Annotated in this window: 13 protein-coding genes; 6 read left to right on the forward strand and 7 right to left on the reverse strand. The window is 67.1% G+C overall.

Going from position 1 to position 16,091, the window contains the following annotated elements:
- Positions 1 to 108: 108 nt before the first annotated feature.
- From ACFWBQ_RS11750 to ACFWBQ_RS11760, 3 genes are all read left to right on the forward strand, one after another.
- Positions 109 to 1,209 (forward strand): DUF4037 domain-containing protein, encoded by a 1,101-nt coding sequence (locus tag ACFWBQ_RS11750; protein WP_385487177.1) that lies wholly within the window; start codon positions 109 to 111, stop codon positions 1,207 to 1,209.
- An 866-nt stretch (positions 1,210 to 2,075) separates the two neighbouring features.
- The gene (locus tag ACFWBQ_RS11755; protein ID WP_385486694.1) at positions 2,076 to 2,999 is read left to right on the forward strand and encodes an LLM class F420-dependent oxidoreductase; all 924 of its coding nucleotides are present in this window, start codon (positions 2,076 to 2,078) and stop codon (positions 2,997 to 2,999) included.
- A 375-nt stretch (positions 3,000 to 3,374) separates the two neighbouring features.
- Entirely contained in the window at positions 3,375 to 4,187 is an 813-nt protein-coding gene (locus ACFWBQ_RS11760) for an alpha/beta fold hydrolase (RefSeq protein ID WP_385486696.1), read from the forward strand.
- Between the two features lie 827 nt (positions 4,188 to 5,014).
- Here ACFWBQ_RS11760 and ACFWBQ_RS11765 read toward each other — a convergent pair.
- Positions 5,015 to 5,407 (reverse strand): glyoxalase, encoded by a 393-nt coding sequence (locus ACFWBQ_RS11765; protein ID WP_385486698.1) that lies wholly within the window; start codon positions 5,405 to 5,407, stop codon positions 5,015 to 5,017.
- Positions 5,408 to 5,929: 522 nt separating this feature from the next.
- Here ACFWBQ_RS11765 and ACFWBQ_RS11770 point away from each other — a divergent pair.
- The gene (locus tag ACFWBQ_RS11770; RefSeq protein ID WP_385486700.1) at positions 5,930 to 7,990 is read left to right on the forward strand and encodes a phosphocholine-specific phospholipase C; all 2,061 of its coding nucleotides are present in this window, start codon (positions 5,930 to 5,932) and stop codon (positions 7,988 to 7,990) included.
- A gap of 673 nt (positions 7,991 to 8,663) precedes the next feature.
- On the opposite strand, the gene ACFWBQ_RS11775 is transcribed toward ACFWBQ_RS11770, so the two are convergent.
- Positions 8,664 to 9,404, reverse strand: a complete 741-nt coding sequence (locus tag ACFWBQ_RS11775; protein ID WP_385486702.1) for a Type 1 glutamine amidotransferase-like domain-containing protein — start codon at positions 9,402 to 9,404, stop codon at positions 8,664 to 8,666.
- A 62-nt stretch (positions 9,405 to 9,466) separates the two neighbouring features.
- Positions 9,467 to 10,066: a GNAT family N-acetyltransferase gene (locus ACFWBQ_RS11780; protein WP_385486704.1), complete on the reverse strand. Its 600-nt coding sequence runs from the start codon at positions 10,064 to 10,066 to the stop codon at positions 9,467 to 9,469.
- Between the two features lie 398 nt (positions 10,067 to 10,464).
- Between ACFWBQ_RS11780 and ACFWBQ_RS11785 the strand changes: the two genes are divergently transcribed.
- Entirely contained in the window at positions 10,465 to 11,097 is a 633-nt protein-coding gene (locus ACFWBQ_RS11785) for a suppressor of fused domain protein (RefSeq protein ID WP_385486706.1), read from the forward strand.
- An 804-nt stretch (positions 11,098 to 11,901) separates the two neighbouring features.
- On the opposite strand, the gene ACFWBQ_RS11790 is transcribed toward ACFWBQ_RS11785, so the two are convergent.
- From ACFWBQ_RS11790 to ACFWBQ_RS11800, 3 genes are all read right to left on the reverse strand, one after another.
- Positions 11,902 to 12,564, reverse strand: a complete 663-nt coding sequence (locus ACFWBQ_RS11790; protein ID WP_385486708.1) for an HAD family hydrolase — start codon at positions 12,562 to 12,564, stop codon at positions 11,902 to 11,904.
- A 123-nt stretch (positions 12,565 to 12,687) separates the two neighbouring features.
- A complete protein-coding gene (locus ACFWBQ_RS11795; RefSeq protein ID WP_385486710.1) occupies positions 12,688 to 13,575 on the reverse strand; it encodes a GNAT family N-acetyltransferase in 888 nt (295 codons plus the stop codon).
- Between the two features lie 296 nt (positions 13,576 to 13,871).
- Entirely contained in the window at positions 13,872 to 14,411 is a 540-nt protein-coding gene (locus tag ACFWBQ_RS11800; protein WP_385486712.1) for a GNAT family N-acetyltransferase, read from the reverse strand.
- Between the two features lie 299 nt (positions 14,412 to 14,710).
- On the opposite strand from ACFWBQ_RS11800, the gene ACFWBQ_RS11805 reads away from it, so the two are divergent.
- Positions 14,711 to 15,070, forward strand: coding sequence for a hypothetical protein (locus ACFWBQ_RS11805; RefSeq protein WP_385486714.1), 360 nt, complete (start codon positions 14,711 to 14,713; stop codon positions 15,068 to 15,070).
- 237 nt (positions 15,071 to 15,307) lie between these two features.
- Here the strand turns inward: ACFWBQ_RS11805 and ACFWBQ_RS11810 are convergent, their stop codons facing one another.
- Positions 15,308 to 15,940, reverse strand: a complete 633-nt coding sequence (locus tag ACFWBQ_RS11810; protein ID WP_385486716.1) for a LysE family transporter — start codon at positions 15,938 to 15,940, stop codon at positions 15,308 to 15,310.
- Between the last annotated feature and the right edge of the window lie 151 nt (positions 15,941 to 16,091).

Genomic DNA, 16,091 nt, shown 5'->3' on the forward strand with positions numbered 1-16,091 from the left:
ATGCTGCTCCAGTCGCCTCAGCGAGTGTCAGCCCCAGCCGTTCTCGATCGCAGGGGCAGACGCCGATACCCAGTGGCTTTTGGGGATCTCGCCGCGCAAAGTGATCGCATGATGACACCTGTTCCCGAGTTCATTCCCGGTCTCGAACTGTCGCGGATCTTGTACGAGGAGGCAGTGCGGCCGATTCTCGATGAGGCATACCCCGGGCTTCAGTACGCCGCCGCAAGGGTCGGGACTGGATCTGAGGTACTTGGTTTCGATACCGCGCGGTCAGCAGACCACGAGTGGGGCCCGCGCCTGGACCTTTTCCTCGCGCCGGAGGAAGCCGCCGACTACGGAGCCGACCTGCACGAACTCCTGGGGGAACGGCTCCCGAAGCACGTGCGGGGCTGGCCGACGCACTTCATTCATGGTGACCCGGGTGACCCGGTCGGTCTCATGGAGCTGACGGACGGCCTGGTGAACCACCGTGTCCCTGTGAACGACGTCAGCGCGTGGCTGACCGACCAGCTCGGCCTCGGTACGGTGTCCGGTGAACCGACGGTCGGTGACTGGCTGGCAATGCCGCAGCAGAGGCTTGCGGAGGTCACTGGCGGCGCAGTGTTTCACGACGGGCTCGGCACTCTCACGGAAGCGCGGCGGCGGCTGGCTTGGTACCCCGATGAGGTGTGGCGGTACCTGCTGGCCTGCCAGTGGCAGCGGATCTCCCAGGAGGAAGCATTCGTCGGACGCTGTGCCGAGGTGGGAGACGACCTCGGATCGGCCGTGGTCGCCGGACGGCTGGTACGTGATCTGATGCGACTGTGTCTGCTCCTCGGACGACGGTACGCGCCCTACGACAAGTGGCTGGGGAGTGCGTTCGGTCAACTGCCGGTTGCCGATGCGCTGTTGCCATCGCTGCGGGGCGCGGTGACGGCAACGGAATACCCGGCGCGTGAGCAGCACCTCTGTGAGGCCTACGAGGTCGTGGCCGCTCTGCAGAACGACACGAGGCTCGCCCAGTACGTGGACCCAACACGGCGGCAGTACCATAGCCGCCCGTTCCAGGTGCTGCATGCCGAACGATTCGCGCAGGCTCTGGCTCAGACGATCACTGATCAGACGCTGCGCGACCTGCCCCTGTCCGGGAGCGTGGATCAGTGGACGGACAACACAGATCTTCTCGGGCAACAACGTCCCGTGCGCGCGGCGATCAACGCGCTCAGGTGAAGTGCTTGGAGCCTCCGGTGCCGTGGGACGCTCTTGATGAGGTGCGCGAAAGTTGTTCAGGCTGGCAGGGTCGTACGTAGTGCGAGCAATGCCAGCCAGGCCCAGTCGATGGAGACGGAGATCCGCTGGATCTATCCGCCGAGGCCGGCCAAGCGCCGGTTCGGTCCGAACGCGGCGCTGGGCAGCACCCTTGACGCCGCAGTCCTGATCAGGTTCAGCGTCACACCGTCGCGGGAGCTGCACGACCCGCTCTCCTTCAGCGCATTCCTCTCCCGTTACGGCAGCCTGCTTCGCCCGGGGTCGTCGAGCAGCCTCACGGCGGCAGCAAGCACTTCGGTGTCGGCATCGGGCGGCCAGCAACCGGACGAATGCGTTTCGTCCGGGCAGTTTCAGGTCGGCGCCGGCTCCTCACTACCCAGCACGGGTGCTCGCGCGACGCCCACGCCCACGTCGATCACCTGGCGAGGTCCTCGACCGCGCAGGCCCCATCGTGATCGTCGGCGTCACCTGTCTCGCCGATGACCGTCCCGACTTCCGTGCGACCGTCCCGGTCCTGCAGTGCCGAGACCGGAAGGACGGAGAGTGCCGCCCGTGGACTCGACGCAGTTCGGCCCCTGCCTTACGCGGCGCGCTGAAGCCGCAGAGGGGAGGCTTTCGTGGGGCCGGTGTGCCGACTCCGTCCGGTCATCATCCGCCCGGAGTTCTCCCCAGCCCCAAGACGCAGAGGTCGGGCGTGTGTTGGCCACTCTCGTCCCACAGGTGGCGGGGTGGCCGGCCTCCGCGAGCCACTCGCGTACACACAGCTGACAAGAAGCTGTCACACAGAAATCGGAATTCGTGTCGGCCGACTTCTGGTTTGGACTGACATGACTGTAGGAGTAGCACTTCAAGCATCCGGCCCCGACAACCAGATCGACGCCACCGTGCAGCTTGCCAGGGAAGCGGCGGCTGCGGGACTGCGTTCCGCGTGGTTCGGGCAGACCTTCGGTGCCGATTCGCCTCAACTCGCGGCGATCGTCGGGCGTGAAGTACCCGGCCTGCAGGTGGGCACGTCCGCTATCCCCATCTTCGGCCGCCACCCGCTGCTCGTCTCCAGCCAGGCCCAGACCGCCCAGGCGGCAACGCACGGCCGCTATCACCTCGGGCTCGCGCTCGGGACCAAGCTTCTGACCGAGGGAGCCTTCGGTATTCCCTACGAACGGCCCATTGCTCGGCTGCGCGAGTTCCTCACCGCTCTGAGGCAGCTGACCGAGACCGGTGCCGCCGACTTCCACGGCGAGCTGCTCACCGCGACCACACCACTCCCGGCACGAGTTCCGGGAGCCGAAGGTGGTGTGCCGCTTCTGGTCGCCGCGATGGGGCCTCAGGCGCTGCGCGTCAGCGGCGAGCTGGCGGACGGGATCCTTCCCTACCTCGCCGGGCCGCGCGCCCTGGCTGAGCACATCGTGCCGGCCGTGACCGCGGCGGCGGAGGCCGCGGGCCGACCTGCGCCCAGGATTGTGGCTCTGGTGTACGGCGTGGTCACCGACGATGCCGACTCCGTGCGCACAAAGGCTGCTGAACAGCTCGCGTTCTATGAGCAGTTCCCGTCCTATGCACGGGTCATCGAACTCTCCGGCGGCAAACGGGCTGCCGATGTGGCTGTGATCGGCAACGAGCGCGCCGTCTCCGACGAGGTGCAGCGCTATCGGGACGCCGGGGCCACGGAGGTGGTGTTCTCAGGGACAGGCATCGCCGGGGACACCGACCGGCGCCGTACCTGGGATCTGCTCGGCGAGCTGGCAGAGTGAACCCAGCGCCGGGGAGGCCCGCCTCCCCGGCCCGCTGCGCGCCGGAAGCAACAGCACCCGACCGCACGGACAGCGCCGGCACCGACCGGCCCAGGTACCCATCGCAGTGGGCGTCAGCCCCCGTTGTTGGAGGGTGGAAGGTCTGCCGACCGGCTCGAGCCGACCTGGTCCGTCTGTTCACCGACATCCTCACCCAGCGCCGCGGGCACCTCGAGACACGGATGAATGCCGGGACCGACAGCGGCCTGCCCACGCTGACGACCTCGTCCACCGACCTGACCAGCCATCGCTCGAACATTGTCTGCTTGCTCGAGCAACAGACACCGGCGTACCGTGCCGCCACAGCGCCGACGATCAACACCAGGGGTGCCCGCGATGAGCCGCGTAACGGTGAACGACGCCACGCTTCACTACGACGACCTCGGACCTTCGGACGGGATGCCTGTCGTCCTGGTTCACGGGCATCCGTTCAACCGCACGCTGTGGGCTCCGCAGGCCCAGGCACTGGTTGCGGTCGGATACCGGGTGATCACCCCCGACCTGCGCGGGTACGGGGACAGCAGTGTCACACCCTGCAAGGTGTTCCTCTCCTGCTTCGCGGACGACATCGCCGCTCTCCTCGACCACTTGGGCATAGAGCGAGCGGTGGTCGGCGGGGTCTCCATGGGGGGCCAGATCACCATGGAATTCTGCCGCCGCCACCCGCAGCGGGTACGGGCACTGGTCCTGTCCGACACCTCGGCCCTCGCCGAAACCGACGAGGGCAGGCAGTCCCGCAACCGCCTCGCCGACCGGCTGCTCGCCGAAGGCATGAACGACTACGCGGAGGAGGTCATCGGCAAGATGCTCGCTTCGTACAACGTCGCCGCACTCCCGGACGTGGCCGCACGCGTTCTGGGCATGATGCGCGCCACCGACCCCCGGGGTGCCGCCGCCGCCCTGCGCGGTCGCGCCGAACGTCCCGACTACCGAGAGACCTTGGCCGACGTCCATGCCCCGGTACTGATCGTTGTCGGTGCAGACGACGTCTACACGCCCCTCAGCGACGCGCAGGAGATCCAACGGCATATCCCCCATGCCGGGCTCACCGTCATCGACAAGGCAGGACATCTTCCCTGCGCCGAGCAGCCGGAGCAGTTCAACACTGCTCTGCTCGGCTTCCTCGCTGAGAGAGTGACCACCCGCTGACCGGAGCTCGCCCATGCCTCGGCCGGTTCGCGTCAGGTACCGAGGTCGGCGTCCAAACGGGTCGACGGCGCGGGAACGGTCCTGCCGATCATCGGGGTCGCCCACGTGGCCGGCTGACCGAAGCCGCATCACCCGGCCCGACCGCGACCTGCGCAGCTGCTGCTGCTCCAGCGGCAGATCCTCCGAGAGGAAACGAACCCCGTTCCCGGACCCCGCTCGGGCGACTCCATGACCGCAGACCCAGACCGGATTCTCGTGGTGGGATAGCGCTGAGCTCGACGTTCAAAGTCCGGCCGATCTGACGGTCTGGCATCTGCCATGCGTTCACGGCTGGCATTGAGGTCCCCGCGTCCCTGTTTGCCTTGCAACGCGCCGTCTATGCGGCGCGCTTGGCGTTGGTTGAGCATGTCCGCTCAAACGGCTCAGTCCCGCTGGAGTGACACGGCACGCGCGCAAGGGACCGGCATGCAGCAGGCATGCGAGGTGGCTGAGGCTGCGCTTCAGGAAGCCATCGCGGATAGCCGCTTGGAGCGTTCGCACGGCCGACGGGAACTGCGCCTTGCGCTCATGGCGGCCTCCGCCCCGGAGCCGGTGGTGAGCGTGGGTGATTCCGCTGAGGATCGCCGCCGAGCATGTTCATCACCAGCGCCGTGGCTCGGTGCCTGTTTTGTGGTGGACACGGCGGCAATTGGCCTCGGCGACAGCCAGCACTCGGCGCTCACGTCGTGGCGGGTGGCCGGGTGGCGGTTCTTCGAGCGCAGGTGGTCGTCCGGGTCCGGGGCGAGTGAGATTCGGCGCGCCAGCTGGGGGCCCCTCCTCGCGCTGCTTCAGGCATCGCGGACAGGCTCCAGGAACTCAAGCCGGTTGCCCAGCTTGTCGAGCGCGTAGAAACGGTTGTGCCCAGGGAAGTTGTCGTCCCAGGTAACGCTCACTCCGTTGTCGTCCAACTGCTTGGCGAGCGCGTCCAATGAGCTCACAAGGATGCCCGGATGCGCCTTCTTGTTCGGGCGAAAGTCGTCTTCGACTCCCAAGTGGACTTCCACACCGCCCCCACGGAACCAGCAGCCACCGCGAGCTGCCAACACCGACGGCTTCTCCAGCTCGGTCATGCCGAGAATTTCTCCCCAGAACTCGCGGCAGAGCTCTTCGGCCCCCGGAGGGATCGCGAGTTGCACATGATGCAGGCCGTCGAAGGTGTACCCGGGGTTCCGCTGAGTCACATCTACTCCTCCATATTATCTTGACGCCAAGGTAATATGGAGCGGAAGAGGCGGGCAAGGGGAGCAGTGTCACCGTTAGCTCGTTCCTTAACCTGTGCGGCGCGGACGCGGAGTGGTTGATTTCCTCGTCCGTCGCTTTGCGGGGTTGGGTTTGAGGCTGAGTGAACGTCGTGGCGTGGGGGCGGGGTCCGACCGGGTGTTCTTGCGACCGGGTGGCGTCCAAGGCCGGGGAAAATTTTCGATAGTACGCATGCTCATACCGCGATCCGCACGGGGTTGAGTACGCGTGGCGGGAACTGACCCCTGTGCAAAGAGCTTGCCACCGGGGCCTGTTGTGCGCAGACCTGTTGCCCGTACCCTCCCACCACAGCAGCTGGCGTGGGCAGGTGGTACCGCTGGGGAGGGCTTTCGTTCTCCAGGTGTACGGCGTGGTGTCACGAACCCACCCCCGTCCGGTACCCCGGGACCGCTGTCCTAGGGGCGCCCCTGATACTCCCCCCATCACCCCAGAGGTCGTCACCCATGACAGAGCTCGACCGTCGCAGGTTCCTGCAGATCGCCGGAGGCACCGCGGCCTTCACGATGCTGAACGAGAGCATCGCGAGGGCCGCCGCCATTCCGGCGCAGGGCAGCACAGGAACGATCCAGGACATCGAGCACATCGTCGTCCTGATGCAGGAGAACCGTTCCTTCGACCACTACTTCGGGGCGATGAAGGGGGTGCGAGGCTTCGGGGACCCCCGACCGGTGCTCCAGGACAACGGCAAGTCCGTCTTCCACCAGTCCAACGGGACGAAGGACATCCTCCCCTTCAACCCGCAGGTGGCCGACCTCGGGATGCAGTTCCTGGAGGGACTGGACCACGACTGGGCCGGCGGCCACCAGGCCTACAACAACGGCAAGTACGACAAGTGGGTGCCGGCCAAGACGGCCACGACCATGTCGTACATGACACGGAACGACATCCCGTTCCACTACGCCCTCGCCGACGCCTTCACCGTGTGCGACGCCTACCACTGCTCCTTCATCGGAGCCACCGACCCCAACCGCTACTACCTCTGGTCGGGCCACACCGGCAACGACGGCACGGGCGGCGGCCCGGTCCTCGGCAACCAGGAGGCCGGCTACAGCTGGAAGACCTACCCCGAGCGGCTGGAGTCAGCCGGGGTCTCCTGGAAGGTCTACCAGGACATCGGCGACGGCCTGAACGCCGCCGGGTCCTGGGGCTGGATCAACGACGCCTTCCGCGGCAACTACGGCGACAACTCCCTGCTGTACTTCAACAACTACCGCAATGCCCAGCCCGGCAGCGCCCTGTACGAGAAGGCCCGCACCGGCACCGACGTCAAGGCGGGCGGCACGTACTTCGACCGGCTGCGCGCTGACGTGGTCAACGGGACCCTCCCGAAGGTCTCCTGGATCGCCGCCCCCGAGGCCTTCAGCGAGCACGCGAACTGGCCCACGAACTTCGGCGCCTGGTACATCTCGCAGGTCCTGGACGCGCTGACGGCGAACCCGGCGGTGTGGGCGAAGACTGCTCTGTTCATCACCTACGACGAGAACGACGGCTTCTTCGACCACGTGGTCCCGCCGTACCCGCCGGCCTCGTCCGCCTGGGGCCTGTCCACGACGGACGTGTCGAAGGACCTGTACACGGGCGGCGGGGGTTACGCGGCGGGCCCGTACGGGCTCGGCCCGCGCGTGCCGATGACCGTGGTCTCGCCGTGGAGCAAGGGCGGCTACGTCTGCTCCGAAACCTTCGATCACACCTCGGTGATCCGCTTCATGGAGAAGCGCTTCGGGGTGCAGGAGCCCAACATCTCGCCGTGGCGCCGCGCCGTATGCGGGGACCTGACCTCGGCCTTCGACTTCGCCCGCGCGGACGCGGCCCCCGCCGCGCTGCCCTCCACGGCCGGATACGCGCCGCCGGACAAGAACCGCCACCCGTCCTACCACCCGACCCCGCCGGCAACGGGCACCCTCCCGAAGCAGGAGGCAGGCTCCAAGCCGACCCGCGCCCTCGGCTACAGCCCGTACGTGGACGGCCGCGCGACCGTCTCCACCGGCAAGTTCACCCTGACCTTCGCCGGAGGGCCAACCCTGGGCGCCCACTTCCACAGCACCTCGGGCAACCGTACCGACGGCCCCTGGCCCTACACCGTCGAGGCGGGCAAGACCCTCTCGGACACGTGGAGCACCAGCAGCTCCACCGGCAACCAGATCAATCTCACGGTCTGGGGCCCGAACGGCTTCCTGCGCACATGGCAGGGTCCGGCGAAGAAGGCCGGCCCCGAGGTCACCGCCCGTCACGCGGCGGCCGGCGGCAACTTGACGCTCAGCATGACCAACTCCGCCCGGGCCGCGGTCAACCTGACGGTGACCAATGCCTACGGCGGCGCGGCTCAGACCTTCAAGGTCAACCCGGGCGCGACCGTCTCCCACACGGTCGACCTGCGCACGACTGCCCGCTGGTACGACATCAAGGTCGTCTCCGACGCCGACGCCACCTTCCTGCGCCGCTTCGCCGGTCACGTGGAGACCGGCGCCTCGGGCGTCTCCGACCCGGCGATCAGGACAGTCTGACGCGGTCCTCCGGTGTGCGCAGCAGCCGCCGTTCCAGGACCGGCAGGTCCGTGGGGCGTTGGCTGCGGGCGTGCACCAGCCGACGCCTCGCGATCACCAGGGGTCTCAAAAAGAGGAACTGTCGGGGCTGGGCAGACAAGGCAAAGAGGAAGGCTTGGCATCGGATTCTGGTTCCGGGTGCTGCGACGGATCCGACTTCTCCGGTACTGGCGAGCTTCTCCGGTACTGGCGAGCTTCTCCGGTACTGGCGAGCTTCTCCGGTACTGGCGAGCTTCTCCGGTACCGGAGGGCTTCTCCGGTAATGAAGGGTCGGCTTTCCGGAGCCGGCTCACTGCGCCGAGGAGCGGCCGGCGCTGAGGTCAACCGGCCTCCTCCCTGGTGAAGAGGCCAATCTGCACGCACACACCCTGGGTCGCGTGCTCTGGCCTGGACACGTTGGTGGATCGAGATCAGCTGAAGCCACAGTCCATCTCCGCGGCCACGGCGTCGAAACATCCACCAGATCACGCCGTTCGGCTTCAGCGGGCCGAGTTCCGCCAAACAGCGGCGGGGCCGGACGAACGAGTCCGGGCCGGTCGGCAGCCCTTGTGCATCGTCGCGGCCTGCGCGGAATTTGGGCGGGTGAGCTGCCCACCTTCCCTGCCGGTGTCTCCGCTGCCCTCGTCCAAGGTCTTCAGAGCTGCAACGAGGGCAGTTTGCGCGGCTCGATGCGCTCTTCCACGGCAGAGTCACCTTCGCGCGCGACGATATAAGCACCCTTCCCAGGCACTTCAGTGACAGCTTCAACCAGCTCTGTGCCCCGGTAGACCAGACCTACACCGTCGTCAGTACAGTGCGTCACTGGCAACGTGCCGTCTGCGACGAGCTGGTGGACCAGCGGACGGCGGCCCTCGTCGGTGTCGTAGTGCACGCCATTGCCGTACGGCAGGAAGCCGAGCGCGTTGGTGAGCGGCTGAAGTGCGGGCCCGAAGGAGTCGGTGGTGCCGCCCCGGAACCAGCAGATCGACCCCGCGCTGACCCCGCTGAGCACAACGCCTGCCTCCCATGCCCGGCGCAGAATGCGGTCGAGTCCGTGGACTCGCCATACCGCCAGCAGGTTCGCCACCGAGCCCCCCATCACCCAGACGACGTCCTGACGGAGAACGGCGCTCTCCACATCCTCAAGGTTGGGCATGGGGAACAGTTGAAGTGGCGTCAGGTCGAAGCCGGCGACTCGGGCGGCTTCGGCCATGCGCGCCGTGAAGTGCTCGGCATCGCCGATGGCCGTACCGACGTACATCACCCGGGGACGGCGTCCATGAGCACCCGACAGATCGACGGCGTGGTGTACCAAGGCATCGAACATCACCATGGTGCGGCCTCCGGCACGATGCCCACCAGAAGTGGCGACGATGGTGCGCTCCGATGCAGTCATGACTCCCGACCATATCGCCCGGCGATCAATCCCCCTCCGTTGGGTCTCCGTCCGCTGACGCCTCAAAGAACATCCTTACGCCGGCCGCGATGTGCAGCCCACTCCCGGTTCAAGATGGACATCCGGACGGAGTCGACCCACAGGCCGTTGTACAGCAGCGTTTCGCGCTCAGTGCCCTCCGCGACGAACCCGACCTTCTCGTACACGCGATGGGCCCGGGGGTTGAAGGTGAAAACATGGAGGGAAACGCGGTGCAGGCCGAGTTGTTCGAAGCCATAGTCGACCATCAGCCGGGCAGCCCCGGTGCCAAGGCCACGGCCACGGCCTTTCGGGCCAATCAGTGTGCGGAAGTTGCAGCTCCGATTGGCCTCATCCCACTCGTTGAGGACGACCTCACCCACCAGGTCGCCGGTCACTCGGTCCACCACGGCCAGGTCGAGCCGGTCGTCCTGATCGTGGCGGCTCGAGTACCAGGAGCGTAGATGCTGTTCATCGAACGAGGCGTCGATGGCCCCGGTAAACTTCCGCACTTCGAAGTCGTCCAGGATCTCAGCCATCGTCGGGACATCGTCCATGGTGAACGGGCGCAGGAGCACCTTCTCGGCCGTCAGGACCGGCTTGATCGAGAAGTTGGACTTCGGGTGTGAGGTCAGCGACGTCATCGATAGATCCTCGGCGATGATCTCAAACCGAGCAATCGCGTTTTGCGGCGGCAGCTTCCGACGTGGGTACGTTGCTCAGCCTTCGGCCTGCGGGCACCCTTGCTCATCGGTGCCGTCGGCGGAGTGCTGTCGCTGCTCTCCTCCCCCGTACCGCGCATCCGCTCCCTGACTCCGGATGACGTGGCCGCTGCAAGCACCGACGCCGAACCGAACTCGACTGATGCCTTGCTGAGGTTCTTGAGCTGTTGATCGCCCGTTCCGCGGTGCTGCGCTCCTGGCCTCGCGACGCTGACGCCGGAGTTCCAGGACGTGGCTGCGGTCCTGTCACTGTGACGGCCTCGGGACCGATAGGTCCGCATGTTGAGGTGTCACGCATTCGCGGCTGATGCCCACGAGCCATGACGCTGGGTAGGCAGTCAGACCGGTTGGGTGTGGTCTGGCATGATCGCGCGGTGAATGATGCGAGGCTGCCGGCCGCGGAGGCCGTTGAGTCACATGTCCGGGCGTTCTTCGAGGGGCATTCCTTGGAGGTCGTCGTCTGCGACCTGGGGCCGGAACGACGCGAGGCCGTGCCCGAACTGCGGGTTCTCGTTGTAGGCCCCGGACCGCGCAGCGACAGTTGGGCCTATGTGACCGCCGGGTGCTGGGCCGCAATGGAGAAGGACGGTCACGGGCTTGAGTTCGTTATGACCGCCCACGTCCGCGACCAGCGGTTCATCGACCTCACGGCCATGCTCGCCTACTACCACTGCGGAGGGCATCAGCTCGACCTGGAGCACAGCATGCCGATCGGTGAACCGTGGGTGCCGGGTTCAAACTGCGATCACCTGCTGATCAGCCTGCCCTATATCCACGGACCTGGCCTTGAGGGCTGTCCGCTACCCGGGGGACACGCCCGCATCCTGTGGGCCCTGCCAGTGACGGCCGCCGAAATCGAGTTCCGCAGGCACCAGGGTCATGAGGCGTTGGAGCAACTCTTCGACGAGGCGGAGATCATTCCCACTGATCCTTTTCGGGCATCGGTCGTGTGAGGTTTTGGGCGCCGAACCGCTCGGCGGTCACCGCTTGTGATCGCCAAGGGCGTATCGGCTCCATGTTTTGCCGGCTTCGGTCGCCAGGCGGGTGGCAGTCTTGTCGTGATAGCCGAGTGCCTTCGCGATGACGGGGGCCGAGGCTTGGAGACGAGCTGACGGATTGCGGAGGTCCTGCCGCGGTGCGGAGGGACGCCGATCTTACGCAGATGGACTTGGAGGCTGACCGGACGCATCGGCTGCCCGGGCTGGTGGCCGGGGAAGAGCCATGGTGAGCTTCTGCTGCTGGCGTAGGGCGGGTGTTGGCGGGACTGGATGTAGGCCCGCATCAGGTCGGCGACGGGCTCCGGCAGCGGGGACGGCGGGTCTCCCCGCTGGACGGTGACGGTGGTCCCGTCGTCGGTGACGTCGTCGACGGTGAGGCGGACGATGCGGGTGACGGGTTGCGCGTGGAGGGGAACGAGCGTGGCGGCGACCCTGGCCCGCAGCGGCAGAGAGTCGTCGTTGAGGGGCCCCTGAGAATGGCGAGGCGGCGGTGCTGGTACAGCGGCGCTTGGTCCTGGATGATGACCTGGGTGGCAGGGTGAGACGGGGGCATCCGGCTCGTCTTCAAGCACCAGCGCAGGAACGTCTGAGCCAGGTGCCGGGTGGCCAACTTCTCGGTGTGCCAGGCGTCGAGGTCGGGGCGGCGAAGTCGGCGTGGGCCTGGTCGACGGCTTCGGGATACGCCTCCCCCTTTTCGTATTCGGCGAGCGCTCGGTGGATGTTCGCCGGGAGGAGTTCTTGGCCCCTGTGTTTGCCTGCCTACCGTGTCCGGTCGGCGCCGGCGACCGGCGCGAGCACGTCACGCAGCTGCTGGATCCGTTGAAAGTGCAGCCCGGTCATGCCGACCGCGGTCGCCGCGGCAACATTGGTGAGGGTGTCGTCGATGAACAGACACCGCGACGCAGGAACACCGGCCCGTTGGGCGGCGATCTGGTAGACGCGCGGGTCGGGTTTGGCCATGCCGATCCGCGCGGTGTTCACGACGGCATCCACCGCGTCGGTCAGCTTCAACTGGGCGAGGTCGGCTTCCAGCCGCGTGGTGGCGTTGGATACGAGCACGACAGGAACCCGCTGGCGCGCTGCTGCCAGCAGGGCCAGGACGTCCCCGTCGACCTGGCCGATCAGTACCCCCCACGCGGCGGAGAGGGCCTTCGCCCTCTCCGCTGATCCGCACACCTCGGCAAGGTCCTCTGCCACGGCCGAACGCCACTCTTCGTCCGTGACCACTCCCGTGACCGCCGGCACGAGACGCTCGGGCCGAAAGGCTGCCGCCGCAAGCGTTCCGGCCGGAACCCCGTACTCACGATCCAGGCCGGACATCCCGTCTGGATCCCACAGCCGAAGGACTCCATCGAGGTCACACAGCACAGCGTCGAAAGGCAGGGAGCTCATGGGCAGAGATCTTGCCAGGAGACGGCACATTCCCCCAGCGCCCGCCCACCGCCGCGGCCTGACCGTCCTTCCTAGAGCGCACACAGAGCCGGCTCTTGGACGACCTGCCGGAAACAGGGGCACACGCCAGGTGTGTTCTCTTCGACCATGTTCCTAACCGGCTTCCGGTGCGCCGTAGGCGAACTTGTAGCCGGTGAAGTCGGCGACGTGGACGTACCCGATGCGCTGGTAGAGGGCGTTGCTGGTGGGGTTGGCCGGATCCGCGAACAGGACGACGTCCGTCGCGCCCGCGGCCAGCGCGGCACGACTCACCTCGACCGTCACGGCGCCCGCGTAGCCGCGGCCCCGGAGATGGGCCGGGGTGTAGACGGGGTCCACCCGGATCATGCCACCGACCATCGAGGTCGCGGCCGCCATCGAGACGGGGGTACCGTCCGGGGTCTCCCAGAACGTGAAGTGCCTGTCGCCGAAACGCGAGTCGGGCCACGATCCGGCGTCGATCAAGTCGAGGGAGGACTGCTCCCCGACGTCGACGCAAAACTCACGGCACCAGCGCACGACTTGCTCACGGTCCTTCACGCCCGTGATGCGACCCCCGCCTTCTGGGCGCGGCTGCGGTGGGGTGAGCGTGCCGAGACGGTAAAGATGCGTCCGCCAGAAGGGTGCCGGCGCCGCGCCCGTGTGCCGCTGCCACGCCTTGGCGAAAGCTGTGGCGGTGTCGTGGTCCGCGATGACACCGGAGAGGGAGTGGCCGAGGCCAGCCAGATGAGCGGCGAGGGCGCCGGCCTGCTCGCCAGAGAGAGGGGTGACGCTCAGGAAGCCGCGCGGAGTGCGATAAAGGATGGCACGGACCTCCCCTCCGGACTCCAGTCGGCCGAAGAGGGTGGCTCCGGCGCCGTGTGCGTCCGGTCCGCGTGTTCGCAGTTTCTCGATGTCCGTCAGCGGCGTGTTATGCAGGGCGGGACGCGAGCGCAGGAAGCCTCCGGCTCGGGCGAAAAAGTCGTCGACGTCTTCGGTGAGTTGCCAGTCATCCAGGAGCATGCTTCATGATCCCGGATGTCCTCGACTCGGGGGAACACTTGCTCAGAGATGCACCGTTGCCACGACTGGTCCAACACCTTCAGCCACATGACGTAACTGCTCCTGATCAGCCGCAGGCGTCTTGTCGGCAAACAATGGCGAGCTCAAGCGGTGGGCGCATCCAATGAACCCAGACATTCCGGGGCACGGGGGCGACGTCGATCCCATCAGATCCGATGGCGATTGATGACAGGGTCTGACGACAGATGGGCTCCGTTCCTCCGCGCGCGCAAGGGGCACCGCTGAGGAGCACGAGCTCAATCGGACGGCGTGACCGGGGACCACATGCCGAGCCACTGCTCGGCGCCCCAGGCCTCGAACCGCTCCACCTCAGTGAACCCCAGCTTCGCCGCGAGACGCATCGAGCCGACGTTGGCGGTCTGGGTGGTGAGCACCACGGGCTCGCCGGGAAGCACGCCGGCGAGCCAGCCGAGTGCCGCCGCGCACGCCTCGGCGGCGTACCCGAATCCCCACGCCCGCGGCAGGAACAGGTAGCCGAGATCGGCCTTCCCCGTGGCAGCCGGGCGACGGTGCCCCGTTGCTCTCCTGAGCAGGATCTGGCCGATCATCGACCCGTCGAGATCAACGACGAAGCTCCCGGGCCACCGCTCGGGCGCCCCGGACATCTCGCGCTCAAGCTCGTCACGCGGCCGAGGGCCGCCGAGGTAGGTGTGCACCTCCGGCGAGGCGAGCAGCTCGATGAACGCCGCACGGTCCCTGGCCTCGGGCTCACGGAGCACGAGCCTCTCGGTCCTGATCGGGGCAGGTGGCCAGGCGACGGGTCCGAGCTCAGTCATGCCGGCCAGCTAATCAGCAGGCTCGGCAGCGATCAAGACTCGCGGACCGATCAACCCACCGGCCCGAGTTCTACTCTCACCAACGGGGCCGGGCCCCACAAGCCACGCCTGGCAGGGACGGGATGCCTCCCGTTCTCGGCTTCGCGACGAAACGCCCGAACACACTTCGACGGTGTCCGGATGCACCCGCAGATCCTCAGCGCCCGCCGCAACCACCGCTTCAGCGTGGCCGTGCCAGGATGGCCGCCTGCCCACAAGACTGGGCGATGCTCCCGCCAACGGGGGCAGGCGGGAGGGGTATGAAGCCTGTGCGCACCTGGCTGGTGTTGCTGTTTCTGGTCCTGGCGTGCTGGGGCCTGGGACAGACGCTCCTGGGAATCGGCGACGGCGGCCTCGCACGCGAGGTCGAGTGCGCCGGGACGAACCTCGGCTGGGACGGGGAGGAGACCCCCTCGCCGATGGGACCCGAGGACCGGTGCCACCTGGAGTCCAACGATGAGTACAGGACGTATGAGGAGCAGCGCGACGTCCAACGTGCCGCGCGCAGGAGCGTTGCCACGGGCACCCGTCCGCTCGGTGCGGGGCTGCTTGGTCTCAGTGTCCTGCTGCTCCCACAACGCCTGCGCGGCATGGCGGCGAAGCTGAAGCACCGTGCCTGACGAAGCCCTCGAGGCAGCCGGGCCCGATTCGGCCGTCTCCTGCCAGGCGGCTGGGTCCCTTGTGCTGCTGCAGCACTCGCTCCAGTTCGCGCCCGGGCAAGGTGCCGCCTGATGCGATGCCGGACGACAGGCACGACCTGGGGAATACGTGACGTCAGCCCGGAGAACAACGTGACCGTCCAAAAGCCGCGCAAGCGCCACGTGCCACGACGTCGAAGATTTTCAAGTCGTGTTGCGTCAGGACGCCGAGATGATGAGGTGAATAGCGAGTGCGGTAATCAGACTGCTGGAGATCGCGGTGGTAATGAGCCGCCCACGGCTGCCCGTCAACGTCCGGCCCAGCAGTGCTCCGCCGCCGGCGAGCAACAGCTGCCAGCTGGTGGATGCCGCGAATGCGGCGAAGACGAAGACGACCTGTTCCAGGTGGGTTGCAGCCGCTGCGACATTGCTGCCGAGGACGAGCGCCGCGAAGTAGATCACGGTCATGGGGTTCATCATCGTGATCGCCAGCAACCCCGCATAGGCCCTCCCGGGCGTGAGGGGCGTCATATCTGTTCGAGTCACCCTTTGCCGAATGCGGTACTCGCGGATGGCCGTGGTGCCACTCCAGAGAGCCAGCATGATGAGAACCGAGGCAGAGGCCCACCGCAGGGGAAGCATGACCGGCTCGATGAGGGGAGTGATCGTGGAGCCCCCGATCACGGCGATCAACGCATAGAGGCCGTCAGCGGTGGCGACACCCAGAGCGGCGAACACGCCGATCCTCAGAGACGTGCGGGCCGTCAGGGCCACCAGGTATGCCGCGACCGCTCCCACTGGCATGGCAATGCCATAGCCCGCGAGGAGTCCCGCGACCAGGACGGCGATCACGAGCGAGGGAACGTAGGCCTTCGCAGTCGGCCCGGCTGCTGCTGGACCCGCACCGATCGAGCGGTGGAGGTCAGCGGTATGAAGGTGATGGTCGTGGTCATGGGCGGATGTTGTCGGTAGTGCGGGCGCTCCTGCAAATGATTTTCGACGG

Source organism: Streptomyces sp. NPDC060035 (assembly GCF_042736635.1).
Classification (GTDB): Bacteria; Actinomycetota; Actinomycetes; order Streptomycetales; family Streptomycetaceae; genus Streptomyces.